General features: G+C 67.8%; 23 protein-coding genes. 8 read left to right on the forward strand and 15 right to left on the reverse strand.

The window, feature by feature from the left end:
• Positions 1 to 36: 36 nt before the first annotated feature.
• From hpf to mtrA, 5 genes are all read right to left on the reverse strand, one after another.
• Entirely contained in the window at positions 37 to 660 is a 624-nt protein-coding gene (gene hpf, locus ABD260_RS18725) for a ribosome hibernation-promoting factor, HPF/YfiA family (RefSeq protein WP_344234878.1), read from the reverse strand.
• 216 nt (positions 661 to 876) lie between these two features.
• Positions 877 to 1,368 carry a ComF family protein gene (locus tag ABD260_RS18730; protein WP_344234879.1) on the reverse strand — a complete coding sequence of 164 codons (492 nt, stop codon included), beginning with the start codon at positions 1,366 to 1,368 and terminating at the stop codon, positions 877 to 879.
• A 263-nt stretch (positions 1,369 to 1,631) separates the two neighbouring features.
• The gene (locus ABD260_RS18735) at positions 1,632 to 3,398 is read right to left on the reverse strand and encodes an LpqB family beta-propeller domain-containing protein (RefSeq protein WP_344234880.1); all 1,767 of its coding nucleotides are present in this window, start codon (positions 3,396 to 3,398) and stop codon (positions 1,632 to 1,634) included.
• Positions 3,395 to 5,143, reverse strand: coding sequence for an MtrAB system histidine kinase MtrB (gene mtrB / locus ABD260_RS18740; RefSeq protein ID WP_344234881.1), 1,749 nt, complete (start codon positions 5,141 to 5,143; stop codon positions 3,395 to 3,397). The genes ABD260_RS18735 and mtrB overlap by 4 nt, the downstream gene beginning before the upstream one ends.
• Positions 5,144 to 5,202: 59 nt before the next feature.
• Entirely contained in the window at positions 5,203 to 5,880 is a 678-nt protein-coding gene (gene mtrA / locus ABD260_RS18745; RefSeq protein ID WP_141859693.1) for an MtrAB system response regulator MtrA, read from the reverse strand.
• A 226-nt stretch (positions 5,881 to 6,106) separates the two neighbouring features.
• Here mtrA and ABD260_RS18750 point away from each other — a divergent pair, with 226 nt between their 5' ends.
• From ABD260_RS18750 to ABD260_RS18770, 5 genes are read left to right on the forward strand one after another with little or no spacing between them, the layout of a single operon-like run.
• Positions 6,107 to 7,126, forward strand: a complete 1,020-nt coding sequence (locus tag ABD260_RS18750; protein ID WP_344234882.1) for a hypothetical protein — start codon at positions 6,107 to 6,109, stop codon at positions 7,124 to 7,126.
• On the forward strand, positions 7,123 to 7,755 hold the full coding sequence (locus ABD260_RS18755; protein ID WP_344234883.1) for a DUF4129 domain-containing protein: 633 nt from the start codon (positions 7,123 to 7,125) through the stop codon (positions 7,753 to 7,755). Before ABD260_RS18750 ends, ABD260_RS18755 begins: the two co-directional genes overlap by 4 nt.
• Positions 7,752 to 8,894: a DUF4350 domain-containing protein gene (locus ABD260_RS18760; protein WP_344234884.1), complete on the forward strand. Its 1,143-nt coding sequence runs from the start codon at positions 7,752 to 7,754 to the stop codon at positions 8,892 to 8,894. The genes ABD260_RS18755 and ABD260_RS18760 overlap by 4 nt, the downstream gene beginning before the upstream one ends.
• Entirely contained in the window at positions 8,891 to 9,862 is a 972-nt protein-coding gene (locus ABD260_RS18765) for an AAA family ATPase (RefSeq protein ID WP_344234885.1), read from the forward strand. Before ABD260_RS18760 ends, ABD260_RS18765 begins: the two co-directional genes overlap by 4 nt.
• Entirely contained in the window at positions 9,862 to 11,154 is a 1,293-nt protein-coding gene (locus ABD260_RS18770; protein WP_344234886.1) for a DUF58 domain-containing protein, read from the forward strand. Before ABD260_RS18765 ends, ABD260_RS18770 begins: the two co-directional genes overlap by 1 nt.
• Here ABD260_RS18770 and ABD260_RS18775 read toward each other — a convergent pair.
• Genes ABD260_RS18775 through ABD260_RS18810 form a run of 8 tightly spaced genes read right to left on the reverse strand, consistent with a single transcriptional unit; the run spans position 11,151 to position 18,725 of the window.
• Entirely contained in the window at positions 11,151 to 11,903 is a 753-nt protein-coding gene (locus tag ABD260_RS18775; protein WP_344234887.1) for a phosphotransferase, read from the reverse strand. The genes ABD260_RS18770 and ABD260_RS18775 overlap by 4 nt on opposite strands.
• Positions 11,903 to 12,703 carry a VOC family protein gene (locus ABD260_RS18780; protein ID WP_344234888.1) on the reverse strand — a complete coding sequence of 267 codons (801 nt, stop codon included), beginning with the start codon at positions 12,701 to 12,703 and terminating at the stop codon, positions 11,903 to 11,905. Before ABD260_RS18780 ends, ABD260_RS18775 begins: the two co-directional genes overlap by 1 nt.
• Positions 12,696 to 13,073: an ArsR/SmtB family transcription factor gene (locus tag ABD260_RS18785; protein ID WP_344234889.1), complete on the reverse strand. Its 378-nt coding sequence runs from the start codon at positions 13,071 to 13,073 to the stop codon at positions 12,696 to 12,698. The genes ABD260_RS18780 and ABD260_RS18785 overlap by 8 nt, the downstream gene beginning before the upstream one ends.
• 22 nt (positions 13,074 to 13,095) lie before the next feature.
• Positions 13,096 to 14,055 (reverse strand): ABC transporter ATP-binding protein, encoded by a 960-nt coding sequence (locus ABD260_RS18790; RefSeq protein WP_344234890.1) that lies wholly within the window; start codon positions 14,053 to 14,055, stop codon positions 13,096 to 13,098.
• 2 nt (positions 14,056 to 14,057) lie between these two features.
• Positions 14,058 to 15,002, reverse strand: coding sequence for an ABC transporter ATP-binding protein (locus ABD260_RS18795; protein ID WP_344234891.1), 945 nt, complete (start codon positions 15,000 to 15,002; stop codon positions 14,058 to 14,060).
• Positions 15,002 to 15,886 (reverse strand): ABC transporter permease, encoded by an 885-nt coding sequence (locus ABD260_RS18800; RefSeq protein ID WP_344234892.1) that lies wholly within the window; start codon positions 15,884 to 15,886, stop codon positions 15,002 to 15,004. Before ABD260_RS18800 ends, ABD260_RS18795 begins: the two co-directional genes overlap by 1 nt.
• Positions 15,883 to 16,917, reverse strand: coding sequence for an ABC transporter permease (locus ABD260_RS18805; protein ID WP_344234893.1), 1,035 nt, complete (start codon positions 16,915 to 16,917; stop codon positions 15,883 to 15,885). Before ABD260_RS18805 ends, ABD260_RS18800 begins: the two co-directional genes overlap by 4 nt.
• Positions 16,914 to 18,725 carry an ABC transporter substrate-binding protein gene (locus ABD260_RS18810; protein WP_344234894.1) on the reverse strand — a complete coding sequence of 604 codons (1,812 nt, stop codon included), beginning with the start codon at positions 18,723 to 18,725 and terminating at the stop codon, positions 16,914 to 16,916. The genes ABD260_RS18805 and ABD260_RS18810 overlap by 4 nt, the downstream gene beginning before the upstream one ends.
• A gap of 1,731 nt (positions 18,726 to 20,456) precedes the next feature.
• Between ABD260_RS18810 and ABD260_RS18815 the strand changes: the two genes are divergently transcribed.
• From ABD260_RS18815 to ABD260_RS18825, 3 genes are read left to right on the forward strand one after another with little or no spacing between them, the layout of a single operon-like run.
• Complete coding sequence (locus ABD260_RS18815; RefSeq protein WP_344234895.1) at positions 20,457 to 21,059, forward strand: TetR/AcrR family transcriptional regulator; 603 nt, start codon at positions 20,457 to 20,459, stop codon at positions 21,057 to 21,059.
• Positions 21,060 to 21,061: 2 nt separating this feature from the next.
• Positions 21,062 to 21,958, forward strand: a complete 897-nt coding sequence (locus tag ABD260_RS18820; RefSeq protein ID WP_344234896.1) for an ABC transporter ATP-binding protein — start codon at positions 21,062 to 21,064, stop codon at positions 21,956 to 21,958.
• Positions 21,955 to 23,541, forward strand: coding sequence for an ABC transporter permease (locus ABD260_RS18825; RefSeq protein ID WP_344234897.1), 1,587 nt, complete (start codon positions 21,955 to 21,957; stop codon positions 23,539 to 23,541). Before ABD260_RS18820 ends, ABD260_RS18825 begins: the two co-directional genes overlap by 4 nt.
• Before the next feature lie 96 nt (positions 23,542 to 23,637).
• Here ABD260_RS18825 and ABD260_RS18830 read toward each other — a convergent pair whose 3' ends face one another.
• Complete coding sequence (locus tag ABD260_RS18830; RefSeq protein ID WP_344234898.1) at positions 23,638 to 24,387, reverse strand: DUF1206 domain-containing protein; 750 nt, start codon at positions 24,385 to 24,387, stop codon at positions 23,638 to 23,640.
• 46 nt (positions 24,388 to 24,433) lie between these two features.
• Entirely contained in the window at positions 24,434 to 25,429 is a 996-nt protein-coding gene (locus tag ABD260_RS18835) for a stage II sporulation protein M (RefSeq protein WP_344234899.1), read from the reverse strand.

The following is a 25,429-nucleotide window of genomic DNA, read 5'->3' on the forward strand; positions in this document are numbered from 1 at the left end:
GCTCGCCCGGCCCTTTCGCTTGCTCCTCCCGAGGTACTAGACGGCCAGCCGGATCACGCCGTAGTCGTAACCGCGACGGCGGTACACCACGCTCGGCTGGTTCTCGTCGGCATCGACGAACAAGTAGAAGTCGTGCCCGACCAGCTCCAGCTCGTAGAGCGCCTGGTCAATGGTCATCGGCTTGGCGGTGTGGGTCTTCTCGCGCATCACCAGCGGACCGTCGCCGGTGACCGTGAGCGATCCGTACTTGTGTGTCGCCACCTCGTCCTCGGCGACTGGTTCCTCCACTACCGGTGCGGTGCCGTTGAGCGGCTGCTTGGCGTTCAGATGCCGTAGGCCTTCCGGCGTCCGCCCACCGTGTACGCGACGCCGGTCGGCCGCCTTGCGGACCTGGGACCGGAGCCGGTCCAGGCAGACGTCGAACGCCGCCTGCTTGGTCTCCCCGCACGCCTCCGCGCGGACCACCGGACCCTTGGTGTACATGGTGAGCTCTACGCGCATCGCCCGATCGTGCTGTCGCGGGTTCTTTTCCTGGCTGACTTCCACCTCGCACCGCAGTACCCGGTGATCGACCTTCTCGATCCGCTCGAGTTTTTCCTCGACGTACTGCCGGAAGCGGTCACTGACCTCGCAGTGATGACCCTTGACAACGACGTCCACGGAAACCTCCATCGATCGGCGACTTCTTTTACCTGTCCGGACCCCCGTGCTGATGGTGACGGTGCCCGAAACCAGAACACCCGCTGTCGAACCCATCGGACCTGGTGGCGAGGAATCCGGCTGATCCGGTCCTCCACCACTCCACTGCCCGACAAGCCCTAGCGGGTGTCATAGGCCAACGCTAGTCGGCTTCGGCGAAAACCGGTAGGGAAGTTCTCATGAACCAGACGCCCGATGCCGCGCGGTCGCGGCCAGGACGGCACCGCCGAGGACCCGGATCCCGCCGGATTCCAAGGCCCGGCCCGCCTCGCTGAGCGTGGAACCGGTGGTGATCACGTCGTCGACCAGCAGGACCGGCTGATCGATCAGTGTTTCAGCCCAGCGCGAACGCAGCCCGAAAACGCCGTCCAGGTTGGCCGCGCGGGCCGCCGCGGACAGGCCGGCCTGGTCCTCGGGCCGCCGGATCACCCGAAGCGCGTCGGCCGCGCGTACGTCGATTCCCTGTCTGCGCAGGGATTTGACCGCGACCGCGGTCAGCCGCCGGAGCGGGTCGTGGCCGCGCTGCCGAACAGTTGCCCGGGGCGACGGCACCGGACACAGCCAGCCGGCGCGCCGGTCTCCCAGCGCCGTTCGCACCGCTGTCGCCAGCAGTTGCCCAAGCGGCCTGGCAAGCCCGTACCGCGCGTGCTCCTTGTGGGCGATGATCATGCCCCGGAGCTCAGCACCGTACACCCCGGCGGCCGTTGGCGGGGCGAGCCGCGGTGGCCGTGGGTCGGGCCATGCACGGAACGGAGTCGCCTCGGCCAGTAGCCGACGGCAACCAGTACAGAGAGTCACGCCCGGCCGCTCGCACCCCGCGCATCGGCCACCCAGGACGAGATCCACGAACACGTCCCGGGCCGGCACCGCACCACGATCGCCGAGTGCGGTGCGTCCACACAAGCCCGCTGCCGCGAGCCTGTGGACAACCGTCAGCCCGGGTACGTGGGCGTGATCGCGGCGCCCGCGCCGTCGGAGTCCATGCTCACCCAGAGCAGGTCCTTGCTGAGCCAGTGGATCTGCCCGGTGTCGTCCTGGATCACCGGGAGGGTGTCCTTGTTCGGGTTCGAGGCGACATGCTCTGGGCGGAAGTCCGGGCTGGAGCCGGGCAGCAACTGCAGGCTGGAACCGTCGGTGTTCACCAGCCAGGCCTGGCGGGCCGAGTTGCTGACCTTGCTGCTCGCTCCGATCACCAGGATGCCCTGCTTGTTCCAGGCGGCGTCACTGATGCTGGTCAGCGCCAGCTGGAGCGGACGGAACTCGGTCAGCAGCATCTGCTTGCCACCGTCCTTGGTCTGCACCGTGGCGGTCTGTACGTAGTTCTGGTCGGTGGTCCGCGAGTGCATGACCAGCAGCGCCCGGACACCGTCCGGAGCGATCCGGAATGACACCGGGGTGTCCCCACCGAAGTCCACGGTCACCGGCGTGAGCTTGCCGTCGTGTTCGCGGACCTGCAGGCGTGGATGCTCGTCGTTCGCACGGTCCAGGATCCACAGGTTGTCCTGGTTGTCGAAGCTCGGTGTCAGCGTGTCCCCGTCGACCTTCACCGAGACCGCATCCTTGTTCTTGTCGGACGTGTCCAGCACCCCGTACAGGACCTGCTTCTTGTCACTGGTCACGATCGCGCCGGCATCACCGCGCAGCGTGACGGCGAACGACTCGGCCGGGTGCGCCCACAGCGGCCCGCCGTTCAGCGGCTGGGAGGCGATGTCCGACGCTCCGTCCAGACCGACGATCCGCTGGATCCGCTTCTCCCGGAGCCCGAACAGCTTGGTCAGCGCCGCTCCTGGTACCTGCGGGTCGAACTGACTGAAGCTGGTGAACGGCAGCACGTCCGGATCGTCCGGGAGCAGCGGTGCGCCGCCGACGGTGATCTTGGCGCGCACATTGATCTGGTTGAGGGTCCAGACGATCTGTGCGGCGAGCAGCCGCCGGTCCTGGTCCCTGAGCCCACTGGCGGCGTCGTTCAGCGCCACGGTGGCCACACCGAACTCGGTCGGCACCGACACCTGCACCTCAGTGCCAGGCGGTGCCAGCGAGACCACTCCGTTGCCCAGCCGGCCGGTAGGGCCCTTCAGCAGCTCCTGGACGAGCTGGGTGGCCGCCTGGCCCTGGGAGAGGTTCACCGGCAAGTAGACCGGGTCCGGCACCAGCATGTCCCGGGTCGGGTTGAAGAAGTACAGGTCCCGCGGAGCGAGCTTCAAGTCGACCTGGTTGCTGCCCAGGTACGCACCCGGCGGCACCGAGTCGACGCGGAACTGGTTCTCCACCTTCTTCAGCTTGAAGAAGAAGTCGGCGCGGGCGTTCGCGGGCGCCGGAATCCACTCGCCGCGCGGACCGATGGTGGCGATCTTGCGGGCGGTCAGCTGGATCCCGTCGCCCTTACGGGTGAGCGAGTCGGGCGTCTGGTCGTACACGATCGTCTGTGCTTCCGGCTGCCACTTCGCGGCCGCGTCCGAGGTCATGTACTGGCGGGCCACGTCGTACGCCTGGGAGTCGGACATGGCCTCCAGGAAGCCGCTGACCAGGGAGAGCTCGTCCACGTTCGGCCTGGGTGGTTTCGCCTCGACGCCGACGCCGCCCAAGTCCGGCGCGATGCCCTGCCGGTCACCGCTGCGGATGGTGCCCTGCGTCGGTACGGTCGCGCAGCCACCCAGCAAGAGGGCGGCCAGGAGTACGAAAGGCAGAACGCGCTTCACCGATCCGTACCACCGTTCAGCTTCTGGTACGGCGCGCCGACGTCGACCAGCTCGGTCACGACCCGAGTCGCGTCGGCCGGGCGTGGCGGCAGCGGCGATCCGGTCAGGGCGACGTCCGGGCGGCGCGGCAGCGTCAGCCGGAAGTACGCGCCGTCGCCCGGTGAGCCCCAGGCGTCCAGCCGGCCACCGTGCAGCCGGGCGTCCTCGAGTGCGATGGACAGACCGAGTCCGGTGCCGCCCGTGGTCCGGGCCCGGGCCGGATCGGCCCGCCAGAACCGGCTGAACACCATCTCGGCCTCCTCCGCCCGGAAGCCGACCCCATGGTCGCGGACAGCGACCGCGGCGGCATCGTCGTCGTACGCCGTGCTGATCCGGATCGGCTGGCCCTCACTGTGCTCGATGGCGTTGCCGATCAGGTTCCGCAGGATGCGCTCGATCCGGCGCGAGTCCACCTTGGCCCGGCACGGCGCCGGCATGTCCAGCTCGACCGGACAGCCCTTCCGCTCCAGGAGCGTCTCGTGGTTCTCCAGCACCCGGGTGACGATGTCCCGCAGGTCCACGTCCTCCAGGTCGAGCGCGGCGGCACCGGCGTCGAACCTGCTGATCTCCAGCAGGTCGGCCAGCAGCTCCTCGAATCGGTTGAGCTCGTTCTGCAACAGCTCGACCGAGCGGCGGCTGATCGGGTCGAACTGGTCGCGACTCTCGTGCAGCAGGTCAGCAGCCATGCGTACGGTGGTCAGCGGCGTCCGCAGCTCATGGGAAACGTCCGAGACGAACCGGCGCTGCAAGCGGGACAACTCCTCCAGCCGGCGGATCTGGCGTTGCAGGTTGGAGGCCATCTTGTTGAACGACACCGCCAGCCGGGCCAGGTCATCTGTGCCGCGTACCTGCATCCGCTCCTCGAGCTTGCCGGCCGCGAGCCGCTCAGCGATCCGCCTGGCCATCCGGACCGGTGTCACGACCTGCCGGGTGACCAGCCAGGCCACTGCGCCGAGCAGGACGATCAGCAACAGCCCAGCGGTCACCAGCGCGCGCTGGACCACATCCAGCGTCTCCTGCTGACCGGTGAGCGGGAACAGGAAGTAGATGGCATACCGGTCGCCGGTGGAGTTGATCCGGATCTGTGAACCGATCACCAGCCCCGGGACACTGGGCGCTTCCCGGTAGTTGATCTTGGTGTACGTGTCGTACAGCTTGGAGCCGTCGCTCATCACCGACGAGGTCAGCGCCTGCGGGATGGAGTCGCTGTCGACCAGTCCGGTGTAGCGGATCGCGTTGGACGCCGCCTGGTCGGTCGGAACGAGCAGCACGTCATACAGTCCCGGGCGGTTCGTACCGAGGACCAGCTCGGACAGCTGCTGGTTGATGGTGCTGCGGTCGGCCGCGTCGATGGTGCTGCTCAACTGCGCGAGCTGCGCCCGTACCTCGGCCTGTGCGCTGGTACGCCGGGACTCCAGGACACCGTCGGTGACCTGGCTCATCATCACCCAGCCGACCAGGATCAGGACCAGCGTCGACATCAGCAGCGTGCCGGTGACGATCCGGGCCTGGATGGAACGGCGCCAGTGGTCCGGCCAGTGCTTGGGGTGCGTCCGCCAGAGTGGCTTCGGCTGGGCAGCCCAATCCGCCGCGGCGGCGGTCAGTTCCAGTTCCGTCCCGCGGGACTCGGCCACCTCCTGCTCGGGCGGTGCCGTCGGCTGCGCCGTCCCACCGGACTGGCCGATGGGCTGGTCACCCGGCACCACGACGGGGTCGTCGGCGGTGCCGGTGGCAGCCTGCGACTCTTGGCCGCGTCCGTACTCGATCAGTCCGCACCAGCCTTGTATCCGACACCACGGACGGTCACGACGATCTCCGGGTGCTCAGGGTCCTTCTCGATCTTGGAGCGCAGCCGCTGGACGTGCACGTTCACCAGCCGGGTGTCGGCGGCGTGCCGGTACCCCCAGACCTGCTCCAGCAGCACCTCGCGGGTGAACACCTGCCAGGGCTTCGACGCCAGGCAGACCAGCAGGTCGAACTCCAGCGGCGTCAGCTGGATCGTCTCGCCGGCCCGCTTCACCGAGTGGCCGGCCACGTCGATGGTCAGGTCGCCGATGGTCAGCGACTCCGGACCGGGCTCGTCCATCCGCCGCAGCCGGGCCCGGATCCGGGCCACCAGCTCCTTCGGCTTGAACGGCTTCACCACGTAGTCGTCGGCACCCGACTCCAGCCCGAGCACCACGTCCACGGTGTCGCTCTTGGCGGTCAGCATCACGATCGGCACGCCGGACTCGGCCCGGATCGCGCGGCAGACGTCGATCCCGTCCATCCCGGGCAGCATCAGGTCGAGCAGCAGCAGATCGGGCTTGAACTCCCGGAACGCCGGTACCGCTTTGTCACCGGTCGCGCACAGATAGGTGTCGTACCCCTCGTTGCGCAGCACGATGCTGAGCATCTCCGACAACGCGGTGTCGTCGTCGACGATGAGAATGCGGCCCCGCATCGTCCGGTTACCGTCTGCCACGCCCTAGCTCCTTGCCGTCCGCTTGCCGACCGATCGGTGTGCGCCCGGCAGGTGCCAGGCCGTACGCACTACGGATAGTGTCCCATTCCCGCGGTAGTGCACACGCCGGATCGCCGTGTGACCCCAGGTTGGGCTGTGATCATCCGGGGATCATGGTGCACGCTCGGGGTCCACCACAACTCGTCACCCGGAGAGGAGGTCCGCAGTGGCCGACCAGAACATGATGCTGCACGACGACGTCGCGAGCGAACCGCTGCGGCCCTGGCTGCCCGCCGACCTGCTCGACAACGCCGCCCGGACCATCTCCGACAACAAGACCATCATGCTCGGTCTGCCGGTGCTGGCCGGGATCGCCCTGGTCGCGATCCAGGCCGCGCTGACCGAGGTGGCGGTGCCGGGTGGGCTCGGTGGGTTCTTCGAGTCGGACAGCCCGTTCGAGCAGGCCGGTGCGGCGTTGCTGCTCACGTACGGCGTGCAGCTGGTGCTCTTCTCGGTGGTGTCGAGCATGCTGGCCGGAATCATCGCTCTGGCAGCCGTACGCACTCAATTGGCCAACCGGGTCGGTCCGCAGGAGCTGATGCGACTGGTCCGTCCGGCGCTGCCCTCGCTTGCCGCTGTCGGTTTGGTGCAGTCGTTGTCGTTCATGCTGCTGATCGGTGGCTGGGGGCTGGCCATGCTCGGCCTCGGCACCGGCGCGGATGCAGTGGTGTCCTCCGAGGCCGCCGGCGCGGTCGCGCTGGGAATGACGCTGCTCGGCGGCGTACTGGTGCTGATCTTCGGGATCCGCCTGGTGCTTGCCGGCACGGTCGTCCTGATGGAGGGGCGGCATGCACCGGACATCGGCCTGTACATCCCCGTCCGAGTGGGTATTTGGGGTGCGCTGCGCCGGTCCTGGCAGTTGGTACGCGGCAAGTTCTGGCGGGTATTCGGCATCCTGCTGTTCGGCGGACTGGTGGTCAACATCGTCGGGTACGCCCTGCAGTTCGGCGCAAGCACCTTGCTGATCACGGTCGGCTCGTGGGCGGGCGCCGGTGAGAGCACTGGCGGCACGGTGGCGGCGATTGTGCTCGGTGCGGCGGTCGGTATCGCGACGGTGATGACTCTGATCGCCAGCCTGGCCTTCATGTCCGCGGTGCAGGCGCTGATCTACCTGGACCTGCGGGTTCGCCGGGAGGGTCTCGACCTGTGGATGCGGCCGGCCCTGCGGTCCGAGGGGCCGGTGTGATCAGTTTCCTGCAGGAGCCTCCGGTCGACATCGACCGTGACCAGGCCGCTCAGGAGGCGGCCAAGGAGCTCTCCAAGTCGGCGTACCGGGAGTCCGGTGGCTCACTGATCGAGAAGGCGCTCGCCAAGGTGATGGACTGGATCCGCGACTTGCTGGACAGTCTCACTGGCACGTCGCCCAACGGCCATGCCGGCCTGGCGATGCTGATCGGCCTGCTCGTGCTCATCACGGTTGTGGTGCTCTGGCGGGCCGGTGTCCTGCGGACCAGCCGCAAAGCGACGTCACAGGCCGTTTTCGACACTGCACGTCCGCAGAGCGCCGCGCAGTACCGTTCGCTGGCCGAGCGGGAGGCTGCGTCCGGAGAGTACGCGCTGGCGATCCGCAGCCGGTTCCGTGCTTGTGTAGCCGAGTTGACCGAGCGGACCGTACTGGACGAGCGCGCTGGACGCACTGCGTACGAGGTGGTCGCGGATGCGTCGCGGGCAGCGCCCGTACTGCGGGAGCCGTTGCAACCGGCCGCACTGGTGTTCACGGAGGTTGTCTACGGCAACCGCCCGGGCACCCCGGAGCGGTACTCGGTTGTTGTTGCTGCTGATGATGCGGCCCGGACAGCGCGGGTGACTGTATGAGTACGCCGGTCGGACGGAGCACTGCGGAGAGCTGGCGGGCGTTGCGTACGCCGCTGCTTGTCACCGCTCTGATTGTGTTGGCCGCCATCGGCCTTCTGATCGCTACGTCGGCGCGGACTTCTGGACCGTTCAGCCCGGACTCCACTGACTCGAACGGGGCACGGGCGCTTGCCACGCTGTTGAAGAACCACAACGTGTCCGTACACAGCACTGAGACGCTGGACGATGCGCAGCAGCCAGGAGACGGCAAGACGTTGCTTATCGGTCCAGGTGGGTCGCTGGAACATGGCGACTGGCAGCAGATCGCCAACGCGGGATGGAGCCACCTGGTGCTCGTACGCCCCGGTAGCCAGGCGCTGAGCGTGCTGGCGCCTGGGGTGCAAGCGACTGGTGATGTGCTGACGGAACGCAGCCGCGAGGCCGGCTGTGACCTGCCGGCGGCCGTCAAGGCTGGGACGGTCACTGTCAGCGGAGCAACCTACAGCGCGCCGTCCGATGCGACTGCCTGCTACGGCGACGGCATCAACAGCACGGTCGTACGGCTGGACCTTGGTGGGCGGATCGTCGACGTGATCGGTACGCCGACGTCCTTCACCAACGGGGAGCTCGCGAAGGACGGCAACGCGGCGCTGGCGCTCAACCTGATCGGTACGCATGGGGACCTCACCTGGTACCTGCCGCAGCTCGAGTCGGCAAGTAGCGGTCCGGCGGACAAGGACGCGCCGCCGCTGATCCCACCGGACGTCCGGTACATCGCGTGGGCGCTAGCGTTCGCCGTACTGGTCGTGGCGATCTGGCGGGGCCGGCGGCTCGGTCCTGTGGTTGCGGAGCGGTTGCCGGTGATCGTGCATGCTTCCGAGACCACGGAGGGGCGTGCACGGCTCTACCGCCGCTCCCAGGCTCGCGACCGGGCCGCGGCGGCGCTGCGCGAGTCGGCGCTCGGCCAGCTCCACAAGGCGCATGGCATCCCGCGGCGATCCCATCCGACGGCCGTAGTTGCCACAGTGGCCGCCAGAACCGGACGAGACCCAGCCATGCTGTACGAACTGCTCTACGGCCTGCCACCGCAGTCCGACGCCGCACTGATGTCCTTGTCCCAGCAACTCGACGTACTGACGCAGGAGGTACGACACCCGTGACGACTACCGAGGTCACCGCGGAGCAGGCCCGGCAGGCGCTGGTGGCGCTGCGGACCGAGATCGGCAAGGCGGTGGTCGGCCAGGACACCGCGGTGACCGCACTGGTGCTCGCACTGCTCTGCCGCGGCCATGTACTGCTGGAGGGCGTCCCGGGTACGGCGAAGACGCTGATGGTGCGCGCACTGTCGATGGCGATGCGACTGAACACCAAGCGGGTGCAGTTCACCCCGGACCTGATGCCTGGTGACGTCACCGGATCACTCGTGTACGACGCCAAGACGAGCGAGTTCGAGTTCCGGCCGGGTCCGGTGTTCACCAACATCCTGCTGGCCGACGAGATCAACCGGACGCCTCCGAAGACACAGGCCGCGTTGCTGGAGGCAATGGAGGAGCGTCAGGTCACTGTGGACGGCGAGCCGCGCAAGCTGCCGGTGCCGTTCGTGGTGGCGGCTACGCAGAACCCGGTGGAGTACGAGGGAACGTACCCCTTGCCGGAGGCTCAACTGGACCGGTTCCTGCTCAAGGTGACGCTGGACATCCCGCCGCGGGACGCCGAGATCGCAGTGCTCGCCCGGCATGCGCAGGGCTTCGACCCGCGGGACCTGGCTGCTGCCGGATTGCGCCCGGTTGCCGGGCCGGAGGATCTGGAGGCGGGGCAGAACGCCGTACGCCGGGTTGCGGTCCGGGACGACGTCCTGGCGTACGTGGTGGACCTGTGCCGCGCCACCCGGCAGTCGCCGTCCTTGCAGCTCGGTGTGTCGCCGCGTGGTGCCACTGCCCTGCTGGCGGTGTCGCGGGCCTGGGCCTGGTTGTCCGGGCGGGACTACGTGATTCCTGATGATGTGAAGGCGATGGCACGTCCTTGCCTTCGGCATCGAGTCCAGGTACGACCGGAGGCCGAGCTGGAAGGTGTCAGCGCGGACGCGGTTCTGGAGAGCGTGCTGGCGACAGTCCCGGTACCACGCTGATGGTGCTGACAGGGCGAGCGGCAGTACTGGCTGCGGCCGGCGTGGTCTTTGTCGCGCTGGCCATGCCGTCCTGGGCTGGGATCGGGCTGGTTGTTGCTGTTGTGCTGCTGGTGTGCGTGGTCGACCTGCTGCTGGCTGGGTCGCCGCGGCGGCTCCAGTTCAGCCGGGACGGTGACAACGCCGTACGGCTCGGTGAGCAGGCTGTTGTGCAGCTGCTGGTCACCAACCCGGGCAGGCGGGTGCGTGGGTTGCTGCGGGACGCCTGGCCGCCGTCGGCTGGGGTACTCGATCCGCCGCACAAGCTGGATCTGCCGTCCGGTGAGCGGCGGCGGTTGGTGACTCATCTCGTTCCGACCCGGCGGGGCGATCGGCAGGCGGTGCGGGTGACCGTACGCTCCATCGGTCCGCTGGGGTTCGCGGGCAGGCAGGGGTCGCACCAGGTTCCGTGGACCGTGCGGGCGTTGCCACCGTTCAACAGCCGGAAGCACCTGCCGTCGCGATTGGCACGGTTGCGCGAGCTGGACGGGCGTACGGCGCTGCTGGTGCGCGGGCAGGGCACTGAGTTCGATTCGCTGCGGGATTACGTACCTGGGGATGACGTACGCAGCATCGACTGGCGGGCGACGGCTCGGCGCGGGAACGTCGTACTGCGCACCTGGCGACCGGAACGGGACCGCCAGGTCGCCATCGTGATCGACTCCGGGCGCCTGTCGGCAGGGCGGGTCGGTGACGCGCCGCGACTCGACCACGCGATGGACGCCGCGCTACTGCTGGCCGCGCTGGCTACCCGCGCTGGGGACCGGGTGTCGTTGCTGGCGTGCGATTCCGCGGTACGGGCCGACGTACGCCGCCCCGCGCCGGAGGACGTCCTACCGTCCTTCGTGAACGCCCTGGCCAACGTGGAGGCGGAGCTGGTCCAGACAGACTTCCGCATCGTTGTCTCTCAGGTCCTGGAACGCCTAGGCCAACGCTCCCTGGTCGTCCTGCTCACCGGCCTGGACCCCGCCGCAATCGAAGAGTCCCTGCTACCGGTCATCGGCCCACTGCTGCGGCGCCACGTGGTACTCCTGGCCTCGGTCTCCGACCCCCGCCTAACCGAACTAGAAGCCACCCGCACCGACCTGCTGGAGGTCTACTCCGCCGCGTCCGCCGCCCGCACCCGCCTGGACCGCGAACGCCTGACCGCCACCCTCACCCGAGCCGGCGTCACCGTAGTAGACGAGCCACCCGCTCAGATCGCTCCCGCACTGGCCGACACCTACCTCGCCTTGAAGAAGGCCGGCCGCCTCTAACCGAGCGCAGCCTCAAACACGGCCCTATGAGCCACCACAAACGCGTGCTCCCGCCGCGACCAGGCGATGCGCTCAGCCACCTCTGTTCCAGCCGCTGTGCGCTGTGACCAGAAGCCCACGTTGAGCAGTTGGCGTGCCAGGGTGGCTGAGATCAGTTGCGCACGCTGCGCGGCGGTCAGGCCGTACGCGTCTGCCAGTACGCGCACTTGATGGGCCTGGCGGAGCGGGTCGGCGTGCTTGGAGGCGATGCACCAGGTCCAGGCGGCGTACCCCAGGTCTTCCAGCGGATCACCAGGTGCGGCCAGGTCGAAGTCGAACAGGCCGGTTGGTAGGTCGTTCACGAAGACGAAGTTCGAGGGGGCAGGGTCGTGGTGGCAGACCACCGGTTGGCCGGCGGTCAGGTGCGTGCCGCGGGTCGCGTTGTGGAAGCCGCGGAGAAGGGTGGCTGCTGCGGCGATCTGGTTGTCCTGCCAGCGCTGGTAGCTGGACGGGACGGTGCCGTGCAGGTACGTGAGGATGTCGCGGCCGGAGTCGTCGCGGCCGAGGTACTGCGGGGCAGCGGTGAAGCCGGACTCTGCGAGTACGCGCAGGAGGTCAGCGGTGAAGGGGTGTGCTGGGCGGCGAACGGTGTCGCCGACCCGTACTACTCCCGGGGTGAGCCGCCCACCAGCCAACGGCACCTCCGCCGTCTGCTGCCCGGCCTGGGCAACAGACGGCGGCGCGGAAGCCGGCGGGTTGTCCGTTGGCATCAGACCATCGTCGGGCGGGCTTGGGCGAAGGTCCACGGGTGGCCTTCCAGGTCCTCTGCCTCGTAGCAGCGGTAGCCGTGGGAGTGGATGTCGGTCAGGATCTTCGCACCGCCGGACTGGGCCTGAGCGAAGTGTGCATCGAGATCGTCCACGTAGACCCAGATGTTGTGGTCGACGGCGGTGGGGCGGGCTTCGGTGCGCTTGAACAGCAGGATGGCGACCGAACCGGCGTGCAGCTCGATCCACGATGGTGTGGTGCCTTCGGCGGGCAGGGTGTCCCAGGAGCCGAGGCCGAAGACCTCGTGCAGCCAGCGCGCCGCGGCGGCCGGGTCGTCGTAGTACAGGCCTACTGAGAGCCGGTCGAGCTCGCGCAGCTGGTTGTCAGCGGTCCCCCGCCGATCGACCCACCCGGGCAGCCAGCGCAGCACCCGCGGCCAGAAGTAGAACGCGCGTCCGTCATCCACCACCAGCGACTGCACCACAGTCACCCGCGTACCACCGTCGACTGCCTCGAAATCCACCTGGGTAGCAGTGTCGTCGACCGAGCTCCGGTAGCCGAGCCGCGTACCAGGCTCCCAGTCGGTGATCTTTGCGAGTTCGAGCGCGTCGTCGCCCGAGTACACCTCGAGCACGCGCCCGCCGACCCCGGGCTCGATCCGCATCGCGGTCACCCGCCCGGAGTCGAAGAAGTTGATCGGATTGCGCAACCACCACAGGTCGATTTCCTCGGTGAACACCTGGAACGCGGTCGCCGGGTCCACCGCGACCTGTACGGACGCACGCGCGGACGGTTCAGTCATCGGAACTCCCTCGGGTCGAATCGTTCGCAGCCGCCTGATCGGCAGCACGCTGCTCGACGTGGCGCTGGAACGAGCTCAGCTGGTCGCGCCAGTGCGCCTGGACCTGGTCGAGCCAGGCCTGCACGGCGACGACCGGCTCGGGATTCAGCCGGAACAGGCGGACGCGGGCGTCGTCGGGAACCCGCTCGTCGGCGATCAGGCCGGCCGCGAGCAGCAGCTTCAAGTGCCGGCTCATCGCGGGCGACGACGCACCGGTCGCCGCGGCCAGCTGCCCCGCGCGCCGCGGACCTTCACCGAGCAGCTGCACCACCTGCCGCCGGGTCGGGTCCGCCAGCACCTCGAAGAACCGGTCGACCTGATCTTCCGCCATGCCGCAATAGTTCTAGAACTTGTTAACTATTGTCAAGAGCCGAAACTTTGCCGGCCGCCACGTGACAGGCAACCTGCGGAGTATCGATAGCCGGCAGGATCGCCAGCGGGCTGCTGGTGCACGCGTCGGTACCGTGGCCGGCCGCAACCAGTTGGCAGCGCGGATGGAACCGGCAACCAGCCGGAATCCGCGTCGGGTCCGGCGGCTCCCCGGTCAGAATGATCCGCTCCGGCGACTCAGGCAGCACAGACAGCAGCGCCTGCGTGTACGGGTGCTGCGGCGCGGTCAGCACGTCCTCGGTCGGACCCGATTCGACGATGCGCCCGAGGTACATCACCGCGACCCGATCGGCAATGTTCCAGGCCAGCCCCAGATCGTGCGTGACGACCAGCGCGGACAACCCCAACTCGTCGCGCAACCGCAGCATCAACGCCAGGATCTCGCCTCGCACCGACGCATCCAGCGATGCGACAGGTTCGTCGGCGATGAGCACTTTGGGGCTCAGGGCAAGCGCCCCGGCGATCACGACCCGCTGCCGCTGACCACCGGACAGCTCATGCGGAAACCGGTGGAAGAACCGTTCCGGCGGCCGCAAACCCGCCTGCGCGAGCGCGGTCGCCACCACCTTCTCCTCGTCCGGCAGCCCGTGGATTCGCGGGCCTTCGGCAACCGCTTCGTACACGGTGTGGCGCGGGTTCAACGATCCCATCGGATCCTGCAGTACGAGTTGCACCTGCCGGCGGAATGCACGCAACGCCCGCCCGGAGTAGCTCAGCGGCGTACCGTCGTACCGAACTTGTCCGGCCACCGGGCGTTCGAGGCCGAGGAGCGTACGGGCGAGCGTGGTCTTGCCGCAGCCGGATTCGCCAACCAGGGCGACGATTTCGCCGGCGCCCACGGACAGGTTGACGCCGTCGACCGCCCGCGCGCGACGCCCGGACCGGCCGGGGAACTCGACCGCGAGATCAGTTGCTTCGAGCATCGTCACTCCCCCACTCGTACGCAGGCCGCATGCCGATCGGCGCCCGCCGGCCGCAGCTCGATCTGCACGGTGTCACAAGTGTCCATCGCCACCGGGCAGCGCGGATGGAACGAACACCCGCCGGGCAACTGCTGCGGGTCCGGCGGATCACCCGCCAGGCCGCGCGGCGCCAGCCGGGATGCGGGGTCGCCCACCGTCGGAAACGCGTCGGAAAGCGCCTGACTGTAGGGATGCGCGAACGTTCCGGACGACGGACCATGCTCCACCAGCCGGCCCGCGTACATCACCGCCAACCGATCGCAGACATCGGCGAGTACGGACAAGTCGTGCGAAATCATCAACAGCGAGATGCCATGATCGGCGATCAACTGCCGGATCAACGTCAGGACTTGCGCCTGCACCATGAGGTCGAGGGCAGTCGTCGGCTCGTCCGCGATGATCAGTTGCGGTGAGCAAGCAAGTGCCATCGCGATCATCACTCGTTGCCGTTGGCCACCACTCAACTCATGTGGATAACTGCGCGCCCGCCAAGCCGGCAGTCCGACCTGTTCCAGCAGTTCCCGCACCCGCGCATCGGCCGCCGTACCGGACGCCAACTTGTGTACGAGCAACGGTTCCGCGATCTGTTCACCGATCCGCCGGACCGGATTGAGCCCGTGCTGCGCACCCTGGAAGACGATCGACGCCGCGGACCACCGCACCGCCCGCAACCGGCCCCACTTCATCGCCAGAACATCCTCGCCATCCAGCAGTACGCGCCCGGTGACGTGAGCGGATCGGGGCAACAACCGCAGCAGCGCGAGCGCGACCGAGGACTTCCCCGACCCGGACTCACCGGCCAGCCCAACCGCCTCCCCGGCCGCCAGCGACAGCGACACTCCGCGTACGGCGGGCACGTCGCCGGACCCGATCTTGTAAGTGACCGAGAGCTCTTCGAGTGACAGCATCACACCGCCCTTGTCCGCAGCCGGGGATTCAACACTGTCTCCAGAGCCCTTCCACACAAGGTGAAGGCCATCACCACGGTCACGATGCACAGACCGGGAATCAGGATGTACCACCAGGCACCGGCAGTAGCCGCGCCCCAGTCGTACGAACCGCGCAGCATCGTGCCCCACGAGGTCTTGTTCGCGCTCACGCCCAGGAACGCCAGCGTCGACTCGGTCACGATCGCACTCGCCACTTCCAGCGTGGTACTTGCCAACAGCAACGGTGCGACGTTCGGCAGTACGTGCCGCGTCGTGATGTGCCAGTGCCCGGCCCCAAGTGCCTGCGACCGTTCGATGTACGGGCGCGCTTCCACGGCCAAGGTTTGCGCCCGGATCAGCCGTGCCGTCGAAGGCCAGGACGTGACGCCGATCGCGACGATGATCGTTGCCGTCGAACCGCCCAGGATCGCCGCCAGAACCAGGGCAGTGACAAGCGACGGCAGGACCAGGAACCAGTCGGTCACGCGCAGGATCACCGCGCCGACCCAGCCGCGGAAATGCCCTGCCGCGATCCCGAATACGGTCCCGATCACCATGCTTAGCAGCGCGGCCAGGAACCCGATCAGCAATGAGGTCCGCGAACCCCACCAGATCATCAGCAGCACCGACCGCCCGGACTCATCGGTCCCGAGCGGATGATCCAGGCTCGGCGGCGCCATCTTCGCGCCCGTCCCGGACACCACGTTGGTCACGCCCGCGTCGATGAAGAGCGGTGCGATCAGCGCCAGGACGACCGCGACCAGCAGGATCACCAGCCCGGCGACCCCGGCCCGGCGGGTCCGGAAGTCGGCCCAGAACCGGCCGACCGCGCGCCGGCGGCGCGTCCACGCGACCGTACTCATGCCGACCTCACTCGTGGATCAAGGAAGTGGTAGATCACGTCCGCGAGCGTGTTCATCACGATCACCGACACCGTGATCAGCAGGAAGGTGCCTTGCATCAAGGTGAAGTCCGGCACCCGGATCGCCTCGTAGAACAGCTGCCCGAGTCCCGGCCAGCTGAAGATCGCCTCCACCGTCACGGCGCCTCCGACCACGAACCCGATCCGCATGAACACCAACGTCACTGTCGGCAGCAGCGCATTCGGTACGGCGTGCTTCCGGCGTACTTCGTCGTCGCGAAGCCCCTTCGCCCGCGCGGTGGTGATGTAGTCCTGGCCGATCTCGTCGATCACCGAGGAGCGCATCACCAGCAAGTACTGGGCGTACACGACCGCGACCAGCGTCAGGCACGGCAGCACCATGTGCTCGCCGACATCGAGCACGCCGGCGAAACCGTCCGGTTTGTCGACGCTCGAACTGCCCCGCGTCGGGAAGATCCCCGGGATCGGACCGATGCCGGCCGCGAACACCATCAGCAGCAAGAGTCCGAGCCAGAACGTCGGCACCGACCAGAGCACGAGCGAAATCGCGGTCGAGATCTTGTCGAACCGGCTGCCCGGCTTCCAACCGGCCCGCGCGCCCTGCCACAGACCCAGCCCGACCGCCATCACCAGCGCGGTCCCGGTCAGCAGCAGCGTCGATCCGATCCGTTCACTGATCAGATCGACGACCGGACGCTTGTACTCGTACGAGTCACCCAGATCGAACCGGAGGGTCTGTCCGAGGAAATGCAGGAACTGCTCGGGAATCGGCTTGTCCAGGCCGAGCCGCGCGCGCTCCAGATCAAGCTGCTCCGGCGTCATGTTCCGGCCCTGCGCGAGCGCCCGGACCGGGTCACCCGGCAACAACCGGAACAGAAAGAACGTCGCGACGATCACCATCGCAATGCTGAGCAGGGCCCCGCCCGCCTTGGTCGCCGCGTAGCGCAGCAGACCGTGGCGGGCCGGGGTCTCCTCCAGCGCCTCGACGGCGCCGACGTCCGGGACCGTCATTCGCGCTCGTCAGCGGCACCGCGCCGACGCCGGGTCAGGAAGAACCCGCCGATCGCCAGCACGACCACACCGGCCGCGATTCCCGCGATCAGGCCGCCGTTCGATCCGCCGCTGTCACTCGCCTTGGCGTCGTTCGTCACCGCTTGCACCGTGTAGAACGGCCAGTACCCGGAGCCCCCGTACAGGAGGCCCTTGTCCTCGGGGATCGGCGTGATGCTGGCGATCCGGTCCTTGCGGTACCCCTCGAGGTCGTTCGGGTAGTACAGCGCGATCACCGGCGCATCCGTGTACAGGCGCTCCTCCATCTTCTTGATGATGTCGGCGCGCTTGGTCCGGTCGAGTTCCTTCTGCTGCTGCTGGTAGAGGCTCTCGTACGTCGGGTCGCAGTAGAACGACTCGGTGCCACCACCTTGGCCGGAGGCGGTCGGCCGGCGGCTGCACAGATGCGTACCGAGGACCTCCTCCGGATCCGGGTTCACCGACCAGCCGCTGATCGCGATGTCGAACAGTGCCGTCGTACCCGTCTCCTCGGTGAACTTGCTGGAGTCCAGCCGCTTCGTCGTCAGCGTGATCCCGATTTCCTTGAACCAGCCGGTCAGGTACTCGGCCAGCTTGTCCTCGATCGGCGTATCGGTGTGAATGCTGAACCGGAACTGCAGTTTCCGCGAGCCGTCCGGCATCGTGCGGACGCCGTCCGGGCCCTTCTTGTACCCGGCGTCGTCGAGGATCTTGTTCGCCTTCGCGAGATCGAAGCCGATCTTCTGGTCACCGGTGGCTTCCCAGAAGAAGTCCTTGTACAGCGGCGGAATGATCGATCCGTCGGCCGGTTTCGCCAGCCCGCCCTGGACCTCGTCGACCAGTTTCTGCTTGTCGATCGCGTAGTGCAGCGCGGTTCGTACCCGCGGATCCTTCAACGCCGGATGCCCGTCACCGATCGGCTTGTTGTCGCTGGTCGTCGCACCATGATTGATCTGCAGGTACGTCGCGCGGCGGCCCTGGGTGTTCCACTGGACGATGTTGTCATCGCCCTTCAGCGACTCGAAGTCCGGCGGATTCAGCCGCCCGATCAGGTCGATGTCACCCTTCTTCAAACCGACGATCGACGCGGCCGGGTTGTCGTAGAAGATCATCTGCAGCTCGTCGATCTTCGGGCGTCCACGCCAGTAATCCGGGTTCGCCTCCAGCCGTACGAACTGGTCCTTCTTGTGCTCGACCGCGATGTACGGGCCGCTGCCGACCGTCGGGTACACCTCGCCGTCGAACTTGGAGATGTCCTTGACCTTCTCCCAGACATGCTTCGGCATGATCGGCACCGGGTTGTCCAGCATCGACGCCTGCGGGGTCTTGAGCTTGATGGTCAGCTCCTGCCCGTTCGCGGACACGCTCTGGAAGTTCTCCACCGCCGGCCCGTTCCCGGTCTTCGCGCCGTCGTCGGTCATCATCTTGTTGAACGTCCAGGCCGCGTCGTCCGCCGTGATCGGCTGCCCGTCCGACCACTTCGCCTGCCGGATCTTGAACGTCCAGGTCAGCCCGTCCGGCGACGTCGTCCACGACTCGGCCAGATCCGGGCTCGGCTGCAGCGTCTTCGAATCCGGCACCGTCAGGAACCCGTAGATCAGCCGCTGAATCGACCCGGTCACCAGCCGGACAGCAAGAAACGGGTTCATCGAATCCACCGACTGCGTGACCCCGATCTTGATCACCTTCTTCGCCGGCTCCGCAGCCCGCGCAGTCCCCGCCACCCCCGGCAGCCCCGGCAACGCCGCCACCAGACACAACGCCGCCAGACTCGCCAACAACTTCCGCATGGGCCCGCCCTTCCCCAACTGTGTTGGTGTTTGGAAGAAACCACACCAGCAAGCCCTATCCTGTCAACAATCTACGGCGATTCGTCACACTTCAGTAACCTTCTTACGCTTTGGGCCCGCGTACGACCTGCAGCCCCCGCGTGCCTCACGGAGCTCCCCTCGTCGCTCCGCTCCTCACCGCCCCCGCTACGCCCGCTACCCACCCACCCTCCGGCTCAGCGCCGGCATCCCTTTCGGCTATCGCCGGCTTCATCCGGCTGTCGCCCGCAGGTTGTGGGCTGCCGCCCCGCGGTTAAGCGCAACCGCGCGATCGGCCACACCCCATCGCTCCGCCCAGCTCGGCCGCCGGCCGGTACCTGGAACGTCTGTTCGAAGGCCCACGCCCGGGTCACCTTCTGCGCCGCCGGCCGAAGACGTAACCGCTACGCCATCCATCATTGGCCAACGCACGCGCCTCTGACTTGACATTCACCCAACTATCCGCACTGCCGTGCGGATATCAGCACCAAAGTGCGCATGCCGACCCGGTGGAGTAATTGATCGTGTACGTCGCCACGGTCGTCGCGTCGGTGCGCACCGGGCAGGACGCGTACACATCGAACGAGCCCGCGACATCAGGCAGCACGCGCCAGGCGAACGTGTCGTTGGAGCCCGGATCGGGGTTGGCTCGGCGGCACGGGGTTGTCCCGGCGGCGGACGGACTGTCCAGCGATTGCTCGGAAAATGCGGGCGCTGAGCCGCGGGCGGGTGAGTAGCGGGGTGGGAGCGGGGTGGGGTGAGGAGCGGAGCGACGAAAGGGCCCTCGAAGTGCGCGGGGGCGGCTGCACGCATACGTGGAGCCGCTGAGGCCTGAAGGTTGGCGTCCACCGCGGCGCCCTCTCGAGGGCTTGGCCCCTCAGTTGAAGGGTTGCCCCCTCAGATTTTGAGGGGGCAACCCACCAGCTCGAGGGGCAACGTGGTGGAGAGTCAGCCGCCCTGGAGATGCGGAAGTGGATTGGTGAGGGAGACGGGAGATCCGGGAGTAGGAACGCCCTCGACAGCGAAGTCCGAGCTCGGTAGCGGCAGTCCAGGCGGCTGCAGTTCCGGCGCCCGGCCCTCCCGGTGGTAGGGGGCATCCGGTGGTAGCCGGGAGATCCGGCGGTAGCGAGAAGATCCGGTAGCGGAAAAACCGGCGGTAGCGGGGAGATCCGGCGGTGCGCGGAAAGGTGCACCGGGGGTGGGCCTTTCCGGGCGAGTGGCTAGCCCGCGTCGCGAGGCGGTGAGGAGCGGAGCAACGAAGGAGGCCCGCCGAGAACGCGAGGTCGGCCGGAGGGCCGGCGATAGCCGCCACGTCCGGCGGTAGCCGGGAGATCCCGGCGATAGCCGGCACGTCGGGCGATAGGCCGGAACCCCACGACAGCGGGAGGCACGGGCGCCAGCCCGGAGGACGCGGCGCCAGCCCGGAGAACCCGGCGCCAGCCCGGAGGACCCGGCGCCAGCCCGGAGGACCCGGCGATAGCCGGAAAGGTGTATCGGCGCTGAGCCGGGGGTGGGTGGGTAGCGGGCGTAGCGGGGCGGTGAGGAGCGGAGCGACGAAGGGAGCCCCCGCGAAGCACGCGGGGGCTGCTGTACAGGTACGCGGGGCTGCTCTACACGTACGCGGGCGACCACCTGCTCGTACGTCACCAAACCAGGACTTGACTACACGATCGTGTAGTAGTTTGCTGTTGTGTGTAGGGAGAGGAGTTGGGGATGGATCGGGCGGTTGGGGATTTGACGGCGCGGGCTCGGATTCGGGACGCGGCGATCGGGTTGTTCGGGGAGCGGGGGATCGAGGGGGCCTCGATTCGGGATATTGCTGCGGCGGCGGGGGTTTCGTCGGGGTTGGTGCGGCATCACTTCGGGTCGAAGGAGGCGTTGCGGGAGGCGTGCGATCAGTACGCGAAGGAGCGGATGCTGCAGATCGGGGCGGAGCTCAGCGCTGAGGCGGGCGTGAGTGGGCTGGATCCGGTCGCGCTGCATCCGGTGGCGTTTCCGCTGCAGCTGTATCTGGTGCGGTCGATGATGGACGGTTCGGAGACCGCGACCGCGTTGTTCTTGCAGGGGGTCGACGCGGTCGAGGAGTGGAGTGCGGGGTACGGCATCAAGCCGAAGGACCCGCGGGGGTACGCGGCGGCGCTGGCCGCGATCAAGCTCAGCGTGTTCATTCTCCGGGACCAGGTCTCGAAGGCGATCGGCGAGGACATCACCACACCCGCGGGGTACAACCGGATCGGTCAGGCCCTGATGGAGGTCTTCACGATTCCGCTGCTCACCCCGGAACAGGTCGAAAAGCTCAACCAACAGGAGAAGTGATCATGCCGGCTGCGATCAGCACGGAAGGTCTGGTCAAGCGGTTCGGGCGGACGTACGCCCTGAACGGTCTCGACCTCGAGGTACGGACCGGTGAAGTGCACGGTTTCCTCGGCCCGAACGGCGCGGGGAAGACGACGACGATCCGGATTCTGCTCGGGATGACCCGGGCCGACGGGGGTACGGCGCGGGTGCTCGACGGTGATCCGTGGGCGGATGCGACGGATCTGCACCGGCGGCTCGCGTACGTGCCGGGTGATGTGACGCTGTGGCCGAATCTGTCCGGTGGCGAGGCGATCGATCTGCTCGGCCGGATGCGCGGCGGGGTGGACAAGAAGCGGAAGGCCGAGCTGCTGGAGCGGTTCGATCTGGATCCGCGGAAGAAGGCCCGGGCGTACTCGAAGGGTAATCGCCAGAAGGTCGCGCTGGTCGCGGCGTTCGCGTCGGACGTCGAGCTGTTGTTCCTGGACGAACCCACGTCGGGCCTGGATCCGTTGATGGAGGAGGTTTTCCGTGAGGTCGTGCAGGAGATCAGCGACCGCGAGGGGCGTACGGTGCTGCTGTCCAGCCACATCTTGTCCGAGGTCGAGGCGCTGTGCGACAGGGTCACGATCATCCGGGCCGGCCGCGCCGTGGAAACCGGAACGTTGTCAGAGTTGCGGCACCTGACCCGGACGTCGATCCAGGCCGAGCTGGTCGGCTCGATGGACGGCCTGGCGCAGCTGACCGGCGTCCACGACTTCCGCATCGACGACGGCCGAGTGCGGTTCGACGTCGACACCGACGAGATCAATCCGGTGCTGCGCCGGCTGACGGACATCGGCGTACGGAGCCTGGTGAGCCAGCCGCCGTCGCTGGAGGAACTGTTCCTGCGGTTGTACGAACCCGAGGCCGCGCAATGAAAGCCCTGTCCGGCACGGGCGGCCTGATCCGGTTGATCCTGCGCCGGGACCGGATCGTGATGCCGTTGTGGATCGTGCTGCTGGTGGCGATCTCGGTCAGCTACGTCAAGCAGTACGGCGATCTGTTCCCGACCCCGGATTCCCGGCTCAAGTACGCGAGCAACGCCGGCTTCATCACCTTGTACGGCGAACTGTCCGGCTCCGGCCTGGGTGAATTCGTGACCTGGCGACTCGGCTTCGTGCCGGTGATGGTCGGGCTGATCAGCTTGCTCACCGTGATCCGGCACACCCGGGTCGAGGAGGAAACCGGCCGTCGCGAGTTGCTCGGGGCAACAGTCATCGGACGCCACGCCCAGCTCGCCGCGGCATTGACGACGGTGCTCGCGGCGAACCTGGTGCTCGGCGTATTCGTTGCCCTAGGCATGCACAGCCAAAACTTGCCGCTCGACGGTTCCGTTGCTCTTGGCATCGAGTACGCGGGCACCGGTTGGCTGTTCGCGGCGGTCGGCGCGGTCGCGGCGCAGTTGACCGCAAGCGCTGGTACGGCGCGGGGCATCGCGATCAGTGTCCTCGGCGCCGCGTACGTACTGCGGGCCGCCGGCGATACCAGTGCGCATACCAACGGACCGCTCGCCTGGCTGTCGTGGTTGTCGCCGATCGGCTGGGCGCAGCGCATTCACCCGTACGGCCAGAACCGCCTCTGGCTCGGCGCGATCGTGCTAGCGGCAACCGTTTCGCTGATTGCTGCCGCGATCGCTCTCTCCGTACGGCGGGACGTCGGCGCCGGACTGCTCCCGGACAAACCAGGTCCCGCGGAGGGTACTCTCGGGTCGCCGCTCGCGCTTGCCTGGCGGCTGCACCGTGGACTGCTGCTCGCCTGGACGACCGGATTCGCCTTGCTGGGCTTGCTGTTCGGCGGGGTCGCGAAGGGCGTCGGCGACATGATGCGTGACGACGCGACCATCCAGGACATCTTCCGCCGGATGGGTGGCGCGGCCGGGCTGATCGACTCGTTCCTCGCCGGGGTGATGACCTTGGTCGGGCTGATCGCGTCGGCGTACGCGGTGCAGGCGACGCTCCGGCTCCGGGCCGAGGAAACCAGCGGGCGCGCCGAACCGGTACTGGCGACCGCGACGAGCCGGTGGCAATGGGCCGGGAGCCATCTGGTCTTCAGCCTGCTCGGTCCGGCGGTCGCGCTGCTGGCGGCCGGAATCACCGAGGGCATCGCGTACGGGCTCGCGATCGGCGATGTCGGCGGGCAGCTGCCGCGGCTCGTCGCGGCTGCGCTTGCCCAACTGCCCGCGGTCTGGGTCCTCGCCGCGATCACGATCGCGATCTTCGGCTTCGTCCCGCAGCTGTCGATGGTGTCGTGGGCCGGTCCCGCGCTCTGCATCCTGATCGGCCTGGTCAGTGCCGGCGTCGCGACCGCGGCCTGGGTTCGCGACATCTCACCGTTCACCCACCTCCCGTCCCTGCCCGGCGGCCACGTCTCCCCCGGCCCGCTTCTCATCCTGCTGGCAATCACCGCCGTCATCGGCAGCGCCGGCCTGATCGGCCTCCGCCGCCGCGACTTACCCGCCTGAGTCAGATTTACCCGCCTGGGTTGAATTTGCCCGGCTGGGTTGAATTTGCCCGGCTCAGTTAGCTTTATCCGCCTGAGTTAGGTTTACCCGTCTGGCTTACTTCCGGGCGTTGCGGGACCAGATGAAGGCGTAGGCGCCGAAGGCGGCAAACCCCAGCGCCAGAATGGTCAGCAAAACCGAGCCGAAAGGTTGCTGTTTGACAGTGCGGAGGGCGGTGTCGAGACCGCCGGCCTTCTGCGGGTCGTAGGAGATGGCGGCCCAGCCGAACAGCACGCCGACCACACCGAAAGCGATGCCCTTGGCGGCGTAGCCGATCCGGCCCAGCAGGATGGTCAGGTCGGAGACGCCGCCGACCAGGTCCTCGGTGAACTTCTTCGTGACCGCCCGGTGCAGCTGCCGGATACCGATCCCGATGATCACCAGACCGATCGCGACGATCAGGGCCCGTCCGGCACCGTGCGCCATCAGCCGGGAGGACGTCGACTCCTCCTTGCTCGTACTGGAACCGCCGGAACCGACAGCCACCCTGATCGCACTGATGCCAAGGAACAGGTACACCACGGCCCGCCCGACCGAGGACACCTTCTTCTCCAGGTTCAGGTGCCCGTAGATCAACTCAACCGCCCGCCACACCACCAGCGTCAACAGGCCGATCGCCACGACCCACAGCAGCACACCACCGAGCGGCTGACCGGCCAGCTCCTGCAGTGCGCCCTGCTGCGACGCCTCCTGCGGCGACCGCCCCCAGGCCAACTGCAGTGCGATCCAGGCGATCAACAGGTGCACGAGGCCGTAGGCCAGTAGACCGAGCGTGATCGCCAGATCGTACGCGCGGCTGTGCCTCACTTCCTGGGCGGTACTCACCTTCTACCGGTGCCCACCGCAGAAACGGTTAGGCGGAGACCGGCGCGGTCGCCTCGCGGTCGAGTTCGTCCACGTCGCCGTACTCACCGAGGCGGTACGCGCGCCGGCCGAGCGTCCACACGTACGTGAAGAACGCCAACTCGGCCAGTATCCCGATGGTGACCCGGACCGCGGCCGGCAGGAACGGCGTCACGAACGCCTCGATCAGGCCGGTCACCAAGAGCACAGCAGCGAGGCCGATCGCCATACCGATCGTGGCGCGTCCGGTCTGGGCAAGAGCTTGCATGCGCGTACGGGCACCCGGCACTACCCAGGACCAGCCCAGCCGCAGACCGGCTGCAGTAGCGATGAAAACCGCGGTCAACTCGAGTAGACCGTGTGGAGTGATCAGACTGAAGAACAGACCGCCCTTGTCGTGGCTGATCATCAGACCGGCGCTCAGACCGAGGTTGAGCGCGTTGTCCCACAGGATGAGGATCGACGGGATCATCAGGATGCCCAGCGCGAGCACGGCGGCGCTGATGGTCGCGTTGTTGATCCAGACGCGCAATGCGAAGTCCTGCGCCGGGTTGTCGGAGTAGTACGACTGGAAGTCGTGGTCTACGAGCTGTTTCACCTGGTCCGGCGTGGCGATCGAGTCAACCACCTCCGGATGCGCCAGCACGCGCCAGGCGGTCCAGGCGGCTACCAGGTAGAACAGCAGGCCAATGACGACCCACCAGCGTCTGGACGCGTACAGCGCGGCCGGGAAGCTGACCAGGAAGTACTTGGAGATGTCCCGCCAGACAGGAGCCTGTGCACCGGTCACCGCGCCACGGGCGTCAGCGATCAGCCCGGACAGCCGTCCGATCGACACCGGGTCCGCTCCGGCCGCTCTGAGCGCAGCCAGATGCGTGCCGACGCGCTGGTACAGCATGACGAGCTCATCGGCCTCCGCACCGGTCAGCCGGCGCTGGCGGCGCGTCAGGTACGCCAGGCGGTCCCACTGCGGCTGGTGCACGGAAACGAACGCTTCGACGTCCAC

The sequence above is a fragment of the Kribbella hippodromi genome (assembly GCF_039531045.1).
GTDB classification, from domain to species: domain Bacteria; phylum Actinomycetota; class Actinomycetes; order Propionibacteriales; family Kribbellaceae; genus Kribbella; species Kribbella hippodromi.